The organism is Erwinia sp. (assembly GCF_049696395.1).
In the GTDB taxonomy this organism is placed as follows: domain Bacteria; phylum Pseudomonadota; class Gammaproteobacteria; order Enterobacterales; family Enterobacteriaceae; genus Erwinia.
Genome location: NZ_JBAVTT010000063.1, coordinates 1 through 17,611 on the forward strand (window position 1 = coordinate 1; position 17,611 = coordinate 17,611).

The 17,611-nt window shown below is 55.5% G+C and carries 16 protein-coding genes and 1 pseudogene; 9 read left to right on the forward strand and 8 right to left on the reverse strand.

Going from position 1 to position 17,611, the window contains the following annotated elements:
* Positions 1–153: 153 nt before the first annotated feature.
* Together WCC56_RS08710 and WCC56_RS08715 are read left to right on the forward strand one after the other, a co-directional pair.
* On the forward strand, positions 154–498 hold the full coding sequence (locus WCC56_RS08710; RefSeq protein WP_424691995.1) for a type II toxin-antitoxin system RelE/ParE family toxin: 345 nt from the start codon (positions 154–156) through the stop codon (positions 496–498).
* Entirely contained in the window at positions 482–796 is a 315-nt protein-coding gene (locus tag WCC56_RS08715; RefSeq protein ID WP_424691996.1) for a DNA-binding protein, read from the forward strand. The genes WCC56_RS08710 and WCC56_RS08715 overlap by 17 nt, the downstream gene beginning before the upstream one ends.
* A gap of 74 nt (positions 797–870) precedes the next feature.
* Here WCC56_RS08715 and WCC56_RS08720 read toward each other — a convergent pair whose 3' ends face one another.
* A complete protein-coding gene (locus tag WCC56_RS08720) occupies positions 871–1,524 on the reverse strand; it encodes a DUF1028 domain-containing protein (protein WP_424691997.1) in 654 nt (217 codons plus the stop codon).
* A 120-nt stretch (positions 1,525–1,644) separates the two neighbouring features.
* Between WCC56_RS08720 and WCC56_RS08725 the strand changes: the two genes are divergently transcribed.
* The 6 genes from WCC56_RS08725 (at position 1,645) to WCC56_RS08750 (ending at position 9,134) form a co-directional block, all read left to right on the forward strand.
* Positions 1,645–3,231 (forward strand): ABC transporter substrate-binding protein, encoded by a 1,587-nt coding sequence (locus tag WCC56_RS08725; RefSeq protein ID WP_424691998.1) that lies wholly within the window; start codon positions 1,645–1,647, stop codon positions 3,229–3,231.
* 21 nt (positions 3,232–3,252) lie between these two features.
* Complete coding sequence (locus WCC56_RS08730) at positions 3,253–4,200, forward strand: ABC transporter permease (protein ID WP_424691999.1); 948 nt, start codon at positions 3,253–3,255, stop codon at positions 4,198–4,200.
* A complete protein-coding gene (locus WCC56_RS08735) occupies positions 4,197–5,990 on the forward strand; it encodes a dipeptide/oligopeptide/nickel ABC transporter permease/ATP-binding protein (RefSeq protein WP_424692000.1) in 1,794 nt (597 codons plus the stop codon). Before WCC56_RS08730 ends, WCC56_RS08735 begins: the two co-directional genes overlap by 4 nt.
* Positions 5,987–6,760: an ATP-binding cassette domain-containing protein gene (locus WCC56_RS08740; protein ID WP_424692001.1), complete on the forward strand. Its 774-nt coding sequence runs from the start codon at positions 5,987–5,989 to the stop codon at positions 6,758–6,760. Before WCC56_RS08735 ends, WCC56_RS08740 begins: the two co-directional genes overlap by 4 nt.
* 13 nt (positions 6,761–6,773) lie before the next feature.
* On the forward strand, positions 6,774–7,550 hold the full coding sequence (locus WCC56_RS08745) for a FadR/GntR family transcriptional regulator (protein ID WP_424692002.1): 777 nt from the start codon (positions 6,774–6,776) through the stop codon (positions 7,548–7,550).
* 123 nt (positions 7,551–7,673) lie between these two features.
* Positions 7,674–9,134, forward strand: a complete 1,461-nt coding sequence (locus tag WCC56_RS08750) for an AMP nucleosidase (protein ID WP_424692003.1) — start codon at positions 7,674–7,676, stop codon at positions 9,132–9,134.
* A 106-nt stretch (positions 9,135–9,240) separates the two neighbouring features.
* Here the strand turns inward: WCC56_RS08750 and WCC56_RS08755 are convergent, their stop codons facing one another.
* The 6 genes from WCC56_RS08755 to fusA form a co-directional block, all read right to left on the reverse strand.
* A complete protein-coding gene (locus tag WCC56_RS08755) occupies positions 9,241–9,957 on the reverse strand; it encodes an ABC transporter ATP-binding protein (RefSeq protein WP_424692004.1) in 717 nt (238 codons plus the stop codon).
* Complete coding sequence (locus WCC56_RS08760; RefSeq protein WP_424692005.1) at positions 9,954–10,829, reverse strand: ABC transporter ATP-binding protein; 876 nt, start codon at positions 10,827–10,829, stop codon at positions 9,954–9,956. The genes WCC56_RS08755 and WCC56_RS08760 overlap by 4 nt, the downstream gene beginning before the upstream one ends.
* Complete coding sequence (gene livM / locus WCC56_RS08765) at positions 10,826–12,112, reverse strand: high-affinity branched-chain amino acid ABC transporter permease LivM (RefSeq protein WP_424692010.1); 1,287 nt, start codon at positions 12,110–12,112, stop codon at positions 10,826–10,828. The genes WCC56_RS08760 and livM overlap by 4 nt, the downstream gene beginning before the upstream one ends.
* Before the next feature lie 10 nt (positions 12,113–12,122).
* Positions 12,123–13,037, reverse strand: coding sequence for an ABC transporter permease subunit (locus WCC56_RS08770; RefSeq protein ID WP_424692006.1), 915 nt, complete (start codon positions 13,035–13,037; stop codon positions 12,123–12,125).
* 97 nt (positions 13,038–13,134) lie between these two features.
* The gene (locus tag WCC56_RS08775; RefSeq protein WP_424692007.1) at positions 13,135–14,250 is read right to left on the reverse strand and encodes a branched-chain amino acid ABC transporter substrate-binding protein; all 1,116 of its coding nucleotides are present in this window, start codon (positions 14,248–14,250) and stop codon (positions 13,135–13,137) included.
* Positions 14,251–14,683: 433 nt separating this feature from the next.
* Entirely contained in the window at positions 14,684–16,789 is a 2,106-nt protein-coding gene (gene fusA, locus WCC56_RS08780; protein WP_424692008.1) for an elongation factor G, read from the reverse strand.
* Positions 16,790–17,010: 221 nt separating this feature from the next.
* Here fusA and WCC56_RS08785 point away from each other — a divergent pair, with 221 nt between their 5' ends.
* The gene (locus WCC56_RS08785; RefSeq protein ID WP_424692009.1) at positions 17,011–17,319 is read left to right on the forward strand and encodes an ArsR/SmtB family transcription factor; all 309 of its coding nucleotides are present in this window, start codon (positions 17,011–17,013) and stop codon (positions 17,317–17,319) included.
* A gap of 42 nt (positions 17,320–17,361) precedes the next feature.
* Here WCC56_RS08785 and WCC56_RS08790 read toward each other — a convergent pair.
* Positions 17,362–17,611: pseudogene (locus tag WCC56_RS08790) on the reverse strand (Gfo/Idh/MocA family protein); the annotation flags it as partial.

The following is a 17,611-nucleotide window of genomic DNA, read 5'->3' on the forward strand; positions in this document are numbered from 1 at the left end:
ACCTGTCGAGGCGCCTCGCAGTATCCTTTCCGCCCTCCCCCTCCTGCTGAATATTTCTGCTAAAAATAGTCCTCATCTTCACAAAGTCGCAAGAAGATGCTGGTTATTTTGTATTTTATAAAATACACCTCACTGCGTTAAGGATAATGCCAGATGACGAAATATACGCTCAGTCGATATCAGGATGAACAGGGCAACGTTCCCTACACAGAATGGATCAAAGGGTTAAGAGATCTTAAGACAAGAACAAGGATTAGTATGAGGCTCAACCGGGTGATCGAAGGCAACTTTGGCGATCATAAATTTGAGCGTAATGGGGTCTGGGCAATACGCCTCGACCACGGGCCAGGCATCCGTCTGTACTATGCCGTTGAGCAAAAGGAAGTGATGATACTGCTGATGGGTGGCGATAAAAAAACCAGGACGCTGACATCACATTGGCCATTAAATACTGGGAAGATTACCGTTCAAGGTGAAACTGATGAAAAAATTCGCTAAGTCCGTCGATCATGAAGCCGCGTTGATTGAAGAGATCCGTACCACGCCAGGCTACGCGCAGCTGTATCTGCAAACTGCCCTTGAAGAGATCTACGAAGAAGGAGGCGTTGGTGCGTTCCTCACTGCCCTTCGTCATGTTGTCGATGCCAGCGGTGGAATCGGCGTGATTTCGGCTAAATCGGGTCTTTCCCGCGAGCAGCTCTATAAGACACTGTCCGAAAATGGCAACCCTACGCTGAAAAGCTTAACGGAGATTACCCGTGCGGCGGGGGTAAAGTTTTTCAGCCCGATCGCTTAATTTGCCCCGCAATAAAACCAGACTCAAGGTGCAAAGGTTGGCACCCAGGGTGGCAACAGCTTATCAGCCCATTCTCAGCCGCCCGGTTTGCCTTTGGGCAATGCGGCAAAGAAATCGGCATGGGGAGATTGGCGGGTTTGTTGCAGGATGCCTGCCAGATCTTCCAGTGGGGCCTGGCTCCAGTCAGCACGCAGATCGGTGGTGGCGTATTCGCGGTCATGCCAGATTTTCAGTGCTGCAGATTTCAGACCACGACGGTCACCGCCTGCTGCTGCTCCGGCAGACATTGCCGCCAGTAGCCTGTCGGCGAAGGGTAATGCCGCCTGTTGCTGATAACACGTCATCATCCTCTGGAGCGTTTCGGCTCCTGTCAGCAAATTTCCCCCTACCGTACACTCCTTAAATGCCAGGCTGGCGGCAAATTCGCCACAGTCTGCACCGGTCCAGTGCGCTTTTCCTCCAAGACGATCGACAATCATCACCTGCCTGCGCGCAGCCTCATGATCTTCATTCAGCAGAATGTGCATAACTTGCGCTGCGCCCTTGCCTGAACGGAGAAGGGCTAACCCCCGAATACCATAAAGCGGATTGGTCATGGCCTGGGTCGCTATTGCCCCTACTTGCGCCTCGCCATGAACAACCAACGCCCCAACGGCAGGCCCTGCAGTAGCCGTTGCCACGCCCAGTGCCCCGGTCAGGGGATCACGTGCGACGATTGAAAAAGTCATCCGGTTCCTCGCGGTCAGATCTAATTTATATGCATAAATTATTGCAATGTTGTTTATTTATACGCATAAATAAAAAGCAGGACAACGCTTATTCTTTCACCTGTTGCTGAAGAGGCCGTGATGCTGAGTGCGATAACCGGAAATCTAGTAAGCAGAAAATGGCTGCCTGTTTCACTGCTGCTCAGCCTGATATGGCTGGCCCCCTTGCAGGCCAAAACCCCGGCAGATGCGCTGTTGATAGGCCAGGTTGCTGAACCTCAGTCTCTGGACCCTCAAGTGGCGACGGCGGCGAATGACTCGAGGATCCTGGTCAATGTTTATGACGGTTTGGTGCGTAACGGCGAAGGTAAGCTGGATATCGAACCGGCACTGGCAACGAGTTGGGACATTTCCCCGGATGGGCTGACCTATCGCTTTCATCTCCGTGAGCACGTCCGTTTCCAGGATGGCACGCCGTTCAATGCTGAAGCCGCCAGGTTCACCTTCCAGCGCATGTTGGATGAGAAGAATCCCTGGCACAACACCGGTCCTTTTCCCCTGTCGTTTTTTTTCTCCGCCATAAAATCGATAGAAACACCGGATGAGCAGACGCTGGTTTTTCATCTGAGCGAACCTTTTGCCCCACTGCTCTCTAATCTGGCAACCCCGACAGGTCTGATCGTGTCGCCCAGCGCTGTGAAAAAGTACGGCAAAGATTTTGGACGGCATCCTGTCGGCACTGGGGCATTCAGCTTCAGCGAATGGCAACCGAACCAGAGAGTGGTAATCAAAGCGAATGCCGATTACTGGGAAGGTAAACCAGCAGTGAACAACGTGGTTTTCCGCCCGATAACTGACGGCAATACGCGGGTGGCGGAAATGCTCTCTGGCGGGATTGATGCGATGGTGGAAGTGCCACCCGATACGGTGAAATTGTTCGCTGAGAAAAGCAATCGCTTCCGTCTGTATGAAACTACCGGCCCTCACGTCTGGTACGTGATGCTGAATACTCAGGTTCCGCCTTTTAACGATCGCCGCGTTCGTCAGGCGGTCAATTACGCCATCAATAAACAGTCATTGGTAGATAACGTGTTGCAGGGTTCAGCCAGCGTGGCTGATGGCCCGATCCCTGCCGCTTTCAGTTGGGCAGCCAACAAAGCGGTGCAACCCTATCCTTACGATGCAGAAAAGGCTCGCCAGCTCCTGAAAGAAGCCGGTGCCGAAGGCGCAACGCTGACTTTTTATGTCACTGAAGGCGGATCGGGGATGCTGGATCCGCTGCCAATGGCCACCGCCATTCAGGCTGATTTAAAAGCAGTAGGACTGAAGGTCAATATCCAGAGTTATGAGTGGAATACCTATCTGGCGAAGGTCAATGCCGGGCTGGATAACCATACCCAGATGGCCGAAATGGCCTGGATGACCAACGATCCCGATACCTTGCCGTTTCTGACCTTGCGAACCGATGCCTGGCCAAAGAAAGGCGGCTTCAACTCCGGCTATTACAGCAACCCGCAAGTCGATCAACTGCTGCAAAAGGCGCGACTCACTACCGACAATACGGCAAGGGCCGCACTTTACCGGCAGGTGCAGCAAATTGTGCATGACGATGCACCGTGGATTTTTGTCGCGAACTGGAAGCAGAACGCCGTGACGTCCACCCGTATCGAGCATTTTGCCCTGCAACCCAATTTTAACCTGTTACTCAAACGGGTGACCAAACACTGATTTCAGACGCGGAGCGTGGTTATGTGGAGCTACCTGATAAAAAGGCTGTTATCAACCCTGCCGGTATTTATCGGCCTGTCGCTGATTGTGTTTCTGATCATGGCGATGATCCCCGGCAATCCGGCTCAGGCGTTGCTGGGAGCCTGGGCAACACCTGAAAATGTGGCGCGGATAAATCAGGAGTTAGGGCTGAATAAGCCGCTCTGGCAGCAGTATTTGATCTGGATCGGTAACATTCTGCACGGGGATTTTGGTCGCTCCTACGTGCTAAATCGTCCGGTCATTGACGAAGTTATGCAACGGCTGGGTAATACGCTGATCCTGGGCGGTTGCGCGCTATTGCTCAGCACTGTTTTGGGATTATTGGCAGGCATTGTCTCCGCCGTCAGGCAGTTCGGCTGGGGTGACAGATTGATTACCCTGCTGGTGCTGATCGGCATTTCGCTGCCTTCGTTCTGGATTGGTCTGGTGATGATTATGCTGTTTGCGGTTCAGCTGCAATGGTTCCCGGCGTCTGGGATGTATGCCATTTGGGGCGGAGGCGGTTGGCTGGATCTGTTGCAGCACCTCGCCATGCCTGCCGTGACGTTGGCTATTGTGGCTACGGGCGTAATAGCCCGTCTGACCCGCACCGCAATGCTGGAAGTTCTCCGTCAGGATTTTATTCGCACCGCTCGCGCCAAAGGATTGTCAGAACGCAAAGTCATTTATGGTCACGCATTCCGTATGGCACTGGTTTCGGTGATCCCGGTGATCGGTATTCAGGCAGGGTTTGTTCTGGGCGGCGCCGTTTATATTGAAACTGTTTTCCAGTGGCCCGGCCTGGGCGCAATGCTGGTGAATGCCGTCTCAACACGCGACCTGCTGCTGGTTCAGGGAGGCGTGCTGGTTGCGGCCTGCGCCTATGTCCTGATCAATCTTTGTGCGGATATCCTGCAGGCGCTTCTCGACCCGAGGTTAAAATCATGAGCCAGACAGTCTCCTCCTCACCCACTCGTCATCGCAGTTCGGCCTGGTCGCTGCTGCTGGCTAACCGGTTGGCTACGTTAGGGCTGGTTATTCTTACCCTTTCGGCACTGGCCGCCCTTTTTGCCCCACTGCTCCCCCTGGCCGATCCGGATGCCACAGATTTGCTTAAGCGCCTGCTACCTCCTCTATCACCAGGCCATCTGTTAGGCACCGATCCCCTGGGCCGTGACGTGCTGGCAAGGCTGGTTTGGGGCACAAGGGTTTCGCTGGCTGTAGGGATTAGCGCCACGCTTCTGGCCGCTTTTTTCGGCACATTGATCGGGCTGATCGCCGGGTACGCAGGCGGCAAAGCGGACAGTCTGCTGATGCGGTTTATCGATATGCTGATGGCTTTTCCCTACATCCTGTTGGCGCTGGTCATCGTGGCGGTACTGGGGCCAGGCCTGCTTAACGCACTCTATGCTATTGCAGTGGTTAACATCCCCTTCTTTGCCCGAAATATTCGTGGGCTTACTGTAGGCCTTCGCCAGCGTGACTTTGTGCAGGCCGCCCGACTCTCCGGTAAAAATCACCCGCAAATTCTGTTCAGCGAAGTGCTGCCCAATGTGTTGCCAGTGATTGTCATCACCCTGTCCACCACCGTTGGCTGGATGATCCTGGAGACCGCAGGCCTGTCCTTCCTTGGGCTGGGAACGCAACCTCCTGCGGCTGATTTAGGCTCGATGCTGGGTCAGGGCCGCGCGCAGATGTTCAGTGCCCCGCACGTCTCAATAGTCCCCGGAATAATGATTTTTCTGCTGGTGATGAGTTTTAACCTGTTGGGCGATGGCATCCGCGATCTGCTGGACCCGCGTCTTAAATCAGGTGTCTTGCTAAGAGCCAAAGCAGTAACCACCGTGACTCGCCCGACAATCCCTGAAGCCAGACAAGATGAACCGGCTTTACTGGAAGTTGTCGATTTAGCCGTCAGCTTTCGTTCTGGCGGGAAAATCCAGCCAGCCGTTCGCGGTATCAGCTTTCACGTTAATCGCGGGGAATGCCTTGGCCTGATTGGAGAAAGTGGCTCAGGTAAAAGTGTTACCGCTCTGTCGGTGATGGGCCTGGTCGCTTCGCCACCCGGAGAGATCACCGGTGGCGCAATTTATGTAGCAGGTGAAGAGATGCTGTCGCTGCCGCAAAAAACCTTGCAGCAACGCCGTGGCGCAAGAGTGGCCTATATCTTCCAGGATCCGCTGACCACGCTGCATCCCCAGATGAGCATTGGCAGCCAGCTGACGGAAGCCATTCAGGCTCATCAGCCGTTAACCTCTGGCGAAGCGAAAACCAAAGCGCTGGATTTATTGACCAGCGTGGGGATTCAGGATGCTGCACAGCGTTTTCATGCCTATCCTCACCAACTTTCAGGCGGACAGCGTCAGCGCGTGGGGATTGCGATGGCGCTCTCCAACGATCCAGAGATCATTATCGCAGACGAGCCTACCACCGCGCTGGACGTTACCGTGCAGGCCCGCATTCTGGAACTCCTGCAAAGTTTACGTCGTGAGCGTGGCCTGACGTTGCTGTTTATCACCCATGATTTTGGGGTGATTGCACAGATCTGCGACCGTGTAGCGGTGATGCGCTACGGAGAAATCGTGGAAGCCGGTGACACTCAACAGGTGCTTCAGCATCCGCAGCATGACTACACCCGCAGGCTAATCGCCAGCGTGCCCAAATTGGGCCAGGGACGTCAATTTTTGCAGCAGGTCGCCGGGTTGTCTTCCCCGCAGCCAGTGAAGGAGGCAGGATGAGCAACGTGATTGAAGTCAAAAATTTGGTGAAAACGTTCGGCCATAAAGCCCGTTGGTTTGCTTCCAGTGACCACGAAGTGCAGGCTGTCAAAAGCGTTTCCCTGCACCTTGCAGCCGGGGAAACGCTGGCGATAGTGGGTGAAAGTGGCTCTGGCAAAAGTACCCTTGCCAGGATGCTGGTCGGGCTGGAAACGCCTACTTCAGGCAGCATCACATTAATGGGCAAAGCTCGTCCGCAAGATGCCAAAGCGTTAGGCCGCACCATTCAATATGTTTTTCAGGACCCGGTGGCTTCGCTTAACCCGCGCAAAACCATTGCCGATATCCTCGCAGTGCCACTCAACCACTTATGCGGGTATCCTGCTGCACAACGTAAAACCCGCATGCTGGAACTGATGGAGGCGGTACAGATGCCTGCCGATGCACTGCTGGGTTATCCTCATGAATTTTCAGGTGGCCAGGCACAACGTCTGGCTATCGCCCGTGCGCTGGCTGCCGAGGCCCGCATTTTGGTGCTGGATGAACCGGTCAGCGCACTGGATGTTTCGGTGCAGGCGCAGGTTTTGCTGCTGCTTGACCAGCTGAAAAAACACTTTGGCCTCTCCTACCTGTTTATCAGCCACGATCTGGCGGTGGTGGAATCCATCGCCGATCGGGTGGCGGTGATGTACCGCGGAGAGTGGGTAGAATGCGAACAGAACGAGGTGTTGTTTGGCACACCTAAACACAGTTATACGCAGACGCTGCTAGCCAGCGCGCCCCGGTTGTAAAGGACAACGTGTTATGAGCAGTGATAAACCCACTTCGCAAGAACCCGCGCGCCGTAAGCGCACGGATGAAATCGTGGATGCCATCAAAGAGAGCATCGTGCGCGATAATTTGCTGCCCGGCGACCGACTGCCACAGGAAAAAGACCTCGCCAGCCGCTTTTCAGCAGGGAAAAGTACCGTACGGGAAGCGCTAAAATCGCTGGAGGTTCAGGGGCTGATCCGCACCAGAACCGGGCCAGGAGGCGGCGCGTTTATTGAGTCAATGAGCGATAATCGCGCTATGAGCCTGCTGTCGAATTACCTGTTCACTCGCCAGCTTTCCATCGCCAATATTTATGCCTTGCGCAAAGCACTTGAGCCATTGGTCGCAGTCAGCGCTATCAACAACATTGATGCCGCGGGATTCGAGCAGTTGCAAACGCTGATAAAAGTTTATGATCATGAACCTGCTGACGAACAGGAACGCTGGAAGCAGCGGATGGCCGAACTGGATTTTCATGGCGTGGTCGCCAGCTATTCCGACAACGTGCTGCTGGCCTTTCTCTGTCACTTCCTGCAACGATTGCTGAAAGATCTGGCGGTATGCAAAGACATTTATCAGCGCCCTGAGCCGGTAAATCGGGGTGTAGGCATTGAGTATCAATATCGCCTGATCGAAGCGCTACGTCGCAAAGATGCCGGTGAAGTGGAAAGCATCATGACCGAGCATATGCAGCATGCAGAACAAGCCATGCTGGAGCTGGAGGCTACGTTAGAAGAGCGGTTTTTAAGCGAAACGGCACCTCTCTGAGAGGCCTGCCGCCCAGGATTATTCTTCAAGTTGCTCAACTCATTAGCTTCTCCCAGGGCGACTCTGGTCAATTTCAGCTACCATGCTGTGAAGATAACGAGAAACACCGACCAGGGAGATATCATGACTCAGCCTTCTGCCCCCAAGGGTTTGTCCGTAGCCGAGGCGCTGGACAAACTTGATGCCCTCTATGAAGAGGCCGTAACCGCCCTGCGAACGGCGATTAATACTTACATCAGCAGCGGTAAATTGCCGGAAGACTCTGCGCGTGCGAAGGGATTGTTTGTCTACCCTGAACTGCGTGTCAGTTGGGCTGGCGATGAATCTGGTCACCGGCTTACCCGTGCCTTTGGCCGTTTCACGCGTCCGGGGAGCTATGCCACCACGGTGACCCGCCCGGCTCTGGCTCGCCACTATCTTTCTGAACAGCTGGAAATGCTGACCGGGGAATACCCGGTTACGCTGGAAGTGAAACCCTCTAAGCAGGAAATCCCCTTCCCTTACGTGATTGACGGGGCCAACCTGGGCCTGGATCGCACCATGAGCGCCGGACTGGCCAAGCATTTCCCTACCACCGAACTGGCGCAGATTGGTGATGAAAATGCCGATGGGCTGTATCAGCCGGGAGAAGAGTTCCCGCTGTCGCATTTCGATGCGCTGCGCACGGACTTCTCGCTGGCAAGGCTTCGCCACTACACCGGTACGCCGGTCGAGCATTTCCAGTCCTACGTGCTGTTTACCAATTACACCCGCTATGTGGATGAGTTTGTCCGCTGGGGCTGCGAGCAGATTGCCGATCCGGCATCGCCTTATGAGGCCTTATCCTGCGCAGGCAGTATTTTCGTTACCGCCGATACACCAAATCCTCAAGAAGCGATTTCTGGCCTGGCGTGGAAGAACCACCAGATGCCAGCCTGGCACCTGATAGCCAAAGATGGCCAGGGCATTACGCTGATCAATATTGGTGTGGGCCCGTCCAATGCCAAAACCATCTGCGACCATCTGGCCGTGCTGCGTCCGCATACCTGGCTGATGATTGGTCACTGTGGCGGCCTGCGTGAAAGCCAGAGCATCGGCGATTATGTGCTGGCACATGCTTATCTGCGTGATGACCATGTGCTGGATGCGGTGCTTCCGCCCGATATTCCGGTACCAAGCATTGCCGAGGTGCAGCGCGCGCTGTATGACGCGACCAAACATGTGAGCGGAATGCCGGGCGATCAGGTTAAACAGCGTCTGCGTACCGGCACCGTGGTGACTACCGATGACCGTAACTGGGAGCTACGCTACTCCGCTTCAGCACTGCGCTTTAACCTCAGCCGTGCTGTGGCGGTAGATATGGAAAGCGCCACGATTGCCGCACAGGGTTATCGCTTCCGCGTCCCTTACGGCACGCTGCTTTGCGTCTCTGATAAGCCGTTGCATGGCGAAATCAAGCTGCCGGGCCAGGCCAACCGTTTCTATGAAGGGGCGATTTCCGAGCACCTGCAAATCGGTATTTGTGCGATTGATTTACTGCGGGCTGAAGGCGATAAGCTGCACTCACGAAAATTACGTACCTTCAACGAACCGCCATTCAGGTAGGATCTCTAAGCGTCATTACCTTAGCCGCGGCAGGAATGTCGCGGCTAAACAGAATGAGGTTTCTGGTAAGACTGCGTGCAACAAGCCCGCCCACCACCGCTCCCCGTTAAGTCCCGCCCAGATAGGCGCTTCTCACCTCTGGATTGACCAGCAGCTCCTGCCCCGTTCCGGTCAGGCGGATTTGCCCATTCACCATCACATAAGCCCGGTCAGACAGCTTCAGCGCATGGTTGGCATTCTGCTCGACCAGGAACAGCGTCATCCCGCCCTGGGTCAATTCCCGCAGGATCTGAAAAATTTGTTTCACCACAATCGGTGCTAATCCCAGGCTGGGCTCATCCAGCAACAGTAATTTGGGTCGGCTCATTAACGCACGCGCGATAGCCAGCATCTGCTGCTCACCTCCTGACAACGTCATCGCCCGCTGGCTGCGCCGCTCCTCAAGCCGGGGAAACAGTCCGTACATGCGTGCTTTGTCCTCGTTTTGATAACGGTTACCAATCGGAATGGTGCCCATCAGCAGGTTCTCCTCCACCGTCATATCAGGAAAGATGCGCCGCCCTTCAGGCGCCTGAGCGATGCCGTTACTGGCGATAAAATGGGTGGATTTGTGGCTGATGTCCTCACCGCGATACAGGATCTGCCCGCCAGCAATGCGCGGCTGGCCGAATATCGACATCAGCAATGTCGACTTTCCCGCGCCGTTAGCGCCAATCAGCGACACGGTTTCGCCTTCATTCACGGTCAGCGAAATCTCCTTCAAAGCCTGTATCGGGCCATAAAATACGTTCACATTGCGGAACGCCAACATTGGCTGGCTCATCCGGCGATCTCCTCTTCGTCGGCACCCAGATACGCCGCTATCACGCTGACGTTGGTCTGGATCTCCTTTGGTGCGCCACGGGCAATCACATCTCCGTGATCCAGCACAATCACATGGTCGGATATCTCCATCACCATGCCCATATCATGTTCAATCAGTAACACCGTGACCCCATGTTGCTGGCGCAGAAAACGGACTATCTTGCTGAGCGCCTGGGTTTCCACCGGATTAAGACCGGCTGCGGGCTCATCCAGACAGATCATCTCTGGGCCGGTAGACATGGCTCTGGCGATCTCCAGCCTGCGCTGCTGACCATATGAAAGCGTGCCCGCCAGTCGGTTGGCACAGTCCACCAGATCCACCACTTCCAGCCAGTAAAAAGCGCGATCCAGCGCCCGGCTCTCCGCCCTCCTGTAGCCCGGCGTGTTCAGTATGCCAGCCAGTAAATTGCGGTTCGCCTGCATGTGCTGTGCCACCAGCAGGTTTTCCACCACCGACATTTCACGGAACAGGCGGATATTCTGGAAGGTTCGCGCCAATCCTGCGCGGTTGACCAGGTGCGTTCCGCCAAACATTTTGTAGTAGAGACGGGAACCCAGACGGGCGGGATTGATCAGGTCAGCAGGCCGGATCTGCTGCCCCAGAACCTGAATCACATCGGTCATTCGTGACTGGGCGTTCAACAGAATCGAGCCGCCGGTGGCCTGATAAAAGCCGGTCAGACAGTTGAACACCGTCGTTTTGCCTGCGCCATTTGGGCCGATTAAGGCGGTAATGGAGCCTCGCTCAACGTCCAGATTCACATCATTCAGGGCTTTAATGCCCCCAAAATGCATCATCAGATGCTCCACACGTAGGATGCTGTCGCTCATGGCGCGACTCCTTTGCGTGTTGGCACGCCTACTCGGCTAGTGCGCACCAGTCCTCTTGGACGCCAGATCATCATCAACACCATCAGAACGCCAAACAGCAGCACGCGGTATTCGGCAAAACTTCGCAGCAGCTCTGGCGCGACCGTCAGCACAAAGGCCGCCAGTACCACGCCGAGCGTGGAGCCCATGCCGCCTAAGACCACGATGGCAAGGATCAGCGCTGATTCAAAGAAGGTGAACGAAGTCGGGTTAACAAATCCCTGATAGGTAGCAAAGAATACCCCGGCAATCCCGGCGGTTGAGGCCCCCATCATGAAAGCGGAGAGCTTCACCAGCACATGATTCAGCCCCATCGAACGGCAGGCAATTTCATCTTCACGCAGCGCTTCCCAGGCCCGACCGATCGGCATTCTGGTCAGGCGGTGCTTGATAAACAGCACCAGCAGCACCACCAGAATCAGCACCGCATAGATAAAAATAAACTTCAGGTTGGGATTGTAGGTGGTGTGCAGAAACTCATGGATGGGCACGCCGCCGTCCTTCGCCCTGCGCCCGAACTCCAGACCAAAAAAGGTGGGTGAAGGCACTGACACACCATTTGGGCCGCCGGTAAAACTCACCCAGTTGGTTAACACCAGTCGGATAATTTCACCAAACCCCAGCGTCACAATCGCCAGATAATCGCCGTGCATTCGCAGCACCGGGAAGCCCAGTAATGCTCCAGCCAGCGCAGCCATGACCGCACCCAGCGGCAGCATGGCCCAGAAGCCAAGCCCAAGATATTGATAGCCCAACGCCAGGCCATAAGCGCCGATGGCGTAAAAAGCCACGTATCCCAGGTCCAGCAGGCCAGCCAGCCCCACCACAATGTTCAGCCCAAGGCCTAATAACACGTAGATCAGGCCCAGAATGGCCACCGTCAGCAGATATTTGGTCGCGACAAACGGGAACAGGATCCCCAACACCAACAGCAGAGGGATGATCCAACGCATCCGACTGCGATAATCCACAGGACGGACATACACGCCATCGTCCCCCCCTTCAAAGCGGGCCACAAATTTACGGCCTGTCGCACTTTGCAACGTCAGGCTCAGCAGCAGTTTTCCCGCCATTACCACCGCTACCAGAATCGCCACCCGCTGCGCGGAGAGATCGAAGCTGTAGCCCTTCAACACGATGCCGACAATCGGCCCAAAGACCACCAGCGCGCAGAGCCCGGCTAACACCGTTTCAATCAGGCTCTGTTTAATATTCAGCCCCGGCTTAAGAGAAGCATCCGTCATCATTCACTCCCTAAACCTTGGTCACCAGCGGACGGCCCAGTAAACCCTGCGGGCGGAAAATCAGGATCACCACCAGCAGGCCAAAAGAGAACACATCTTTGTAATCGGAATTCACCATGCCGGCGAACTGCGCTTCCGCAATGCCCAACAGCAGGCCACCCAGCATCGCACCAGGCAGTGAACCAATCCCGCCCAATACCGCGGCGGTAAACGCTTTAATGCCGATGATGAACCCCGCATAGAAATCAAAGGTGCCGTAGTTCATGGTGACCAGCACGCCCGCCAGCCCGGCCATTGCGGCCCCAATCACAAACACCAGCGAGATCACCCGATCGGTATTAATGCCGAGAATGGAGGCCATCCGCCGATCCTGTTGCGTAGCGCGGCAAATCCGGCCCAACCGCGTGTACTGAATAATCCAGGTCAGCACCGCCATCCCCGCGAAGGCGGCAATCAGGATAAAGACTTTGGTCCAGGTGATTTGCACGATGCCATCGCCTACGTTAAAACGCAGCGCGCCACTGAGCATGGTTGGGATCCCCTGCTGATTCGGCCCCTGGCTGATTTGCACGTAGTTTTGCAGGATCAGCGACATGCCGATGGCAGAAATTAACGGAGCCAGCCGGGTTGAGTTGCGTAAAGGCCGGTAAGCCACCCGTTCAATCGCCCAGCCATAAACGCCCGTCACGACGATGGTGAACACCAGCGTACCGAAGATTAAAAGCGGAAAGGATTGAATGCCGAAGTAAGAGAGCAGCGCCAGGCCAATAGCGCAGAGGTAAGCGGAGATCATATACACTTCGCCGTGGGCAAAGTTAATCATGCCGATAATGCCGTAAACCATGGTGTAGCCGATGGCGATCAGGCCATACACGGCTCCCAGCGTCAGCCCGTTGACCAGCTGTTGCAGAAAGAATGCTTCCATTGTGTACCGTCTCGCGTGGGGCAGGCCAGCGCGGAGTGCGCTGGCCTGGCTGTTGCGACGCCCTGCCTGTCAGGCAGGTTAAAAGAGATGCCGGGACTTAAAGCTGATGATATTTGCCTTTGTCATCCCACTTGTACACCACGTAATCCGAGACTTTCAGATCGCCTTTGCCATCCCAGGATTTCGGTCCCATCACCGTGTCCACGGTATGCGACTTCAGCCATTCGCTGGCTTTGGCATTGTCTTTGCCCGCGCCGTTATAGGCCGCAGCAATCGCCTGCACGGAAGCATAGGCATACAAGGTGTAACCTTCAGGTTCGAAGCCGCCAGCACGGAATTTATCAATCACCGGCTTACCTGCCGGAATGGTGCGCGGATCGTTACCGAAGGTCATCAGCACGCCGTCGGTAAACTGTGGACCGCCTGCCGCCGTCACCATATCGGTGGTCACGATGCAGTCACCTGAGAAGAATTTGGCCTGCACGCCCTGCTCACGCATCTGGCGAACCAGCGGACCGGCTTCCGGGTGACAGCCACCGAAATAGACCACGTCCGGTTTCAACGCCCCGATTTTAGTCACTAACGCATTAAAGTCTTTTTCACCACGGGTCAGACCTTCATACAACACCTCTTTGGTGCCGCGTTTTTCCAGCGCTGCCCTGGTCGCATCCGCCAGTCCCTGACCATAGGTATCTTTGTCGTGGATCACCGCGATTTTCTTCGCTTTCAGCACGTCCAGCATATAGTTGGCTGCGACGGCGCCCTGCTGATCGTCACGCCCACACATGCGGAACATGTCTTTCTGGCCCCGTTCGGTGATTTGTGGATTGGTGGAACCCGGAGTGATGGTGAGGACCCCCGCATCGTCATAAACAACCGAGGCTGGCATGGTGGAAGAAGAGCAGAAATGCCCAACAACAGCAGAGACTTTAGACTCGTCCACCAAACGGTTGGCTACTGCGACCGCCTGCTTGGGTTCGCAGGCATCATCGCCCTGCACCAGTACGATTTTTTCGCCTTTAATCCCGCCCGCAGCATTAATGTCCGCTGCGGCCTGTGAAGCCCCTTTCCAGTATTGCGCACCGTAAGTGGCGTTCGGGCCAGTAAACGGACCTGCCACCCCAATCATCACATCCGCGTGCGCATACAGCGCGGTGCTTAAACAAGCAGCAATCATAACCTGAAGCGATAACTTATTTAATTTCAAAGACATTCGGTATTCCTCAGCACGGTTCAGATCCATACGCCGCTCAGCGGCGCGGGAAACAGCAATGATGGGTCGATATCCTGATTAGCGAGTGGGCCGCGAGCGGCTAAGGTTGATTAAGCAATAATCCCGCCATTTCGCCACGAAACACCTGATTTCTTTCAGATATGGGCCGTAACAGGGTGCAATTGGGTGTTACAGCCCGTTCATCAGCGGCGTTAAGGAGACATCGGGAAAGACGTTAGCCATCGACTGGCATACTGGGACGCGCGGTTTCCGGACCGGCCAGAAACGTAAACATAGCTGCACTGTCAGCAAGCTGCGCACTGCTCTGGTGCAAAATTGCGGCGGGGATCAACTAGTAGCAGGAATTTTTGCTGTGAGTGTGAGGAAGCTGGCAGAGTGAAGAAAAACGGGAGCTTAGGCTCCCGTTTGCTGGTTAAGGCTTACCGCCTCTTGCCGCGATAATACCGTCCGCCACCGTGCGTGGCGCTTCTGCATAATGATGGAACTCCATACTGTACGTGGCACGGCCTTGCGACATCGAGCGCAAGGTGGTCGAATAGCCGAACATTTCAGACAGCGGCACTTCAGCGTGGATAACGCGGCTGCCCAGCAGCTCATCCATACCCTGTACCAACCCGCGACGGGACGACAGATCGCCCATCACATTGCCTGCATACTCTTCCGGCGTTTCCACTTCCACCTTCATCACCGGCTCCAGTATCACCGGTTTGGCCTGACGCGCGGCCTCTTTGAAACCAAAAATGGCGGCCATGCGGAACGCCATTTCTGACGAATCCACCTCGTGGTAGGAGCCAAAAGTCAGCGTCGCTTTGATATCCACCAGCGGATAGCCCGCCAGGATACCGTTGTTCATCGCCTCGCGTATGCCCTTCTCAACCGAAGGAATGTACTCGCGTGGCACCACGCCACCTTTGGTCGCGTCTTCAAAAGCAAAGCCTTTACCCGCTTCCTGTGGCTCCAGCGTCAGAACCACATGACCGTACTGGCCTTTACCACCGGACTGGCGCACAAATTTCCCTTCCACATCCTTCGCTGTAGCACGAAGGGTTTCACGGTAGGTCACCTGCGGCCGGCCGATGTTGGCTTCCACGCCAAACTCACGCTTCATCCGGTCCACGATGATTTCCAGGTGCAACTCGCCCATTCCGGAGATAATCGTCTGGCCTGACTCTTCGTCCGTGTGCAGACGGAACGACGGATCTTCTGCTGCCAGCCGCTGTAAGGCCAGGCCCATCTTCTCCTGATCGCTTTTGGTCTTAGGTTCAATCGCCAGCGAAATGACCGGTTCAGGAAACTCCATCCGTTCCAGGGTTATCACCGCATCCGGATCGCACAGTGTTTCTCCGGTGGTCACTTCTTTCAATCCCACGCAGGCGGCGATATCTCCGGCACGGATCTCGTCTACTTCATGGCGCGCATTGGCGTGCATCTGCACGATACGACCAATGCGCTCCTTCTTACCCTTAATCGGGTTGTAGACGCTGTCGCCTTTGCGCAACACGCCGGAATAGACGCGGACAAAAGTCAGCTGGCCCACAAAGGGATCGGTCATCAGTTTGAACGCCAGCGCCGAGAATTTCTCCTCGTCGTCCGCACGACGTTCGACTTCATGACCCTTTTCATCCAGGCCTTTCACTGGCGGAATATCCAGCGGCGAAGGCATCAGTTCAACCACCGCATCCAGCATGCGCTGCACGCCTTTATTCTTGAACGCACTGCCGCACAGCATCGGCTGGATTTCGCCTTTGATGGTGCGCTGGCGAAGACCGGCGGTGACTTCCTCCTCACTGAGATCGCCTTCCTGCAAGTATTTCTCCATCAGCGTATCGTTGGCTTCAGCCGCGGCTGCGACCATTTTTTCCCGCCATAGCTGCGCGGTACTCAGCAGCTCCTCCGGGATCGGCTCATAGCTGAACGTCATGCCCTGACTCTCTTCATCCCAGAGAATGGCGCGCATTTTGTTCAGGTCGATCACCCCACGAAAATGCTCTTCGCTGCCGATCGGAATGACGATCGGCACCGGGTTGGCTTTCAGCCGGTCGGTCATCATCTGCACCACCCGGAAGAAATCCGCTCCCTGACGATCCATTTTATTGACGAACGCCAGACGGGGAACACGGTATTTGTTCGCCTGCCGCCAGACGGTTTCCGACTGCGGCTGCACGCCACCCACAGAGTCATACACCATGACCGCACCATCAAGCACACGCATTGAGCGCTCCACTTCAATGGTGAAATCGACGTGGCCTGGCGTGTCAATAATGTTGATCCGGTGCGGCTCAAACGCCTGATCCATGCCGGGCCAGAAGCAGCTCACCGCTGCCGAAGTAATGGTGATACCTCGTTCCTGCTCCTGCGCCATCCAGTCCGTCGTCGCTGCGCCATCATGCACTTCACCCAGCCGATGACTCATGCCGGTGTAAAAGAGGATGCGCTCGGTGGTGGTGGTTTTCCCGGCATCAATATGGGCAGAAATACCGATATTACGGTAACGAGCGAGAGGGAGTGTTCGGGGCATAATAGTTCCTTAGTCACAGGGACAGGCTTCACGCTGGCAGCACCCGGCCAGCCATGAAACGGGGTTAAAGTGCGATAAGCATAGTACAACTGTACGAGTATATTCGAACTATTAAAGCCATCGACTAAACTGATGGCTGGCAGGTCGCGCAGGTTTTGGCCTTCAGGTATAGTAGCCGCCGCGTTCTGTGCGCGCCTTCCTCCCCAAACAAAAGGACAGTTATGATTGCCAACCACCCCGAACCTCAACAGATTCGCCTGGAAAACGTGCTTTTTGCGTTGGGCAATCCGCTTCGTATGGAAGTGGTGAGGATCCTGGCAAATCAGGGTGAACAGGCCTGCGGCACGCTGTTGCAAGGGCTGGCGAAATCGACGATGACCCATCACTGGCGGGTCTTGCGGGAAAGTGGCGTGATCTGGCAACGGCCTAACGGGCGGGAAAATTTACTCTCACTGCGAAGGGAAGATTTGGAAAGCCGTTTTCCTGGGCTGCTGGATACGCTGCTGGCAGCAATGGAGAGCCAGCGTTAACCAGGCGCATCCTTGCGCCTGCATATCACTGATTTGTCAGAATCAGACCGTCATCCAGCGGCGTTCCAGTGCGGAAACCGCTATCGCTTCCAGCACCTTCGATACCTGTAAGCCTTCAGCAAAATCCGGCCACATGCGGTCATTGGCTGCAATGCCGTTAATCAGGTCGCGGATCTCTACCGTTTTCTGATCGTTAAAGCCGATGCCATGCCCGGCAGAGATACAGAAGTTGGCGTAATCCGGGTGTGCCGGGCCGGTCAGAATGGTTTTGAAGCCCTGACGGCCTGCCGGA

Bases quoted from the DNA above. Each gene is read 5' to 3' on its own strand.
- WCC56_RS08735 (WP_424692000.1), top strand. From the start codon at position 4,197: ATGAGCCAGACAGTCTCCTCCTCACCCACTCGTCATCGCAGTTCGGCC.
- fusA (WP_424692008.1), bottom strand. From the start codon at position 16,789: ATGCCCCGAACACTCCCTCTCGCTCGTTACCGTAATATCGGTATTTCT.
- WCC56_RS08725 (WP_424691998.1), top strand. From the start codon at position 1,645: ATGCTGAGTGCGATAACCGGAAATCTAGTAAGCAGAAAATGGCTGCCT.
- WCC56_RS08730 (WP_424691999.1), top strand. From the start codon at position 3,253: ATGTGGAGCTACCTGATAAAAAGGCTGTTATCAACCCTGCCGGTATTT.
- WCC56_RS08755 (WP_424692004.1), bottom strand. From the start codon at position 9,957: ATGAGCCAGCCAATGTTGGCGTTCCGCAATGTGAACGTATTTTATGGC.
- WCC56_RS08745 (WP_424692002.1), top strand. From the start codon at position 6,774: ATGAGCAGTGATAAACCCACTTCGCAAGAACCCGCGCGCCGTAAGCGC.
- WCC56_RS08785 (WP_424692009.1), top strand. From the start codon at position 17,011: ATGATTGCCAACCACCCCGAACCTCAACAGATTCGCCTGGAAAACGTG.
- WCC56_RS08715 (WP_424691996.1), top strand. From the start codon at position 482: ATGAAAAAATTCGCTAAGTCCGTCGATCATGAAGCCGCGTTGATTGAA.
- WCC56_RS08775 (WP_424692007.1), bottom strand. From the start codon at position 14,250: ATGTCTTTGAAATTAAATAAGTTATCGCTTCAGGTTATGATTGCTGCT.
- WCC56_RS08760 (WP_424692005.1), bottom strand. From the start codon at position 10,829: ATGAGCGACAGCATCCTACGTGTGGAGCATCTGATGATGCATTTTGGG.
- WCC56_RS08710 (WP_424691995.1), top strand. From the start codon at position 154: ATGACGAAATATACGCTCAGTCGATATCAGGATGAACAGGGCAACGTT.
- WCC56_RS08740 (WP_424692001.1), top strand. From the start codon at position 5,987: ATGAGCAACGTGATTGAAGTCAAAAATTTGGTGAAAACGTTCGGCCAT.
- livM (WP_424692010.1), bottom strand. From the start codon at position 12,112: ATGACGGATGCTTCTCTTAAGCCGGGGCTGAATATTAAACAGAGCCTG.
- WCC56_RS08770 (WP_424692006.1), bottom strand. From the start codon at position 13,037: ATGGAAGCATTCTTTCTGCAACAGCTGGTCAACGGGCTGACGCTGGGA.
- WCC56_RS08720 (WP_424691997.1), bottom strand. From the start codon at position 1,524: ATGACTTTTTCAATCGTCGCACGTGATCCCCTGACCGGGGCACTGGGC.
- WCC56_RS08750 (WP_424692003.1), top strand. From the start codon at position 7,674: ATGACTCAGCCTTCTGCCCCCAAGGGTTTGTCCGTAGCCGAGGCGCTG.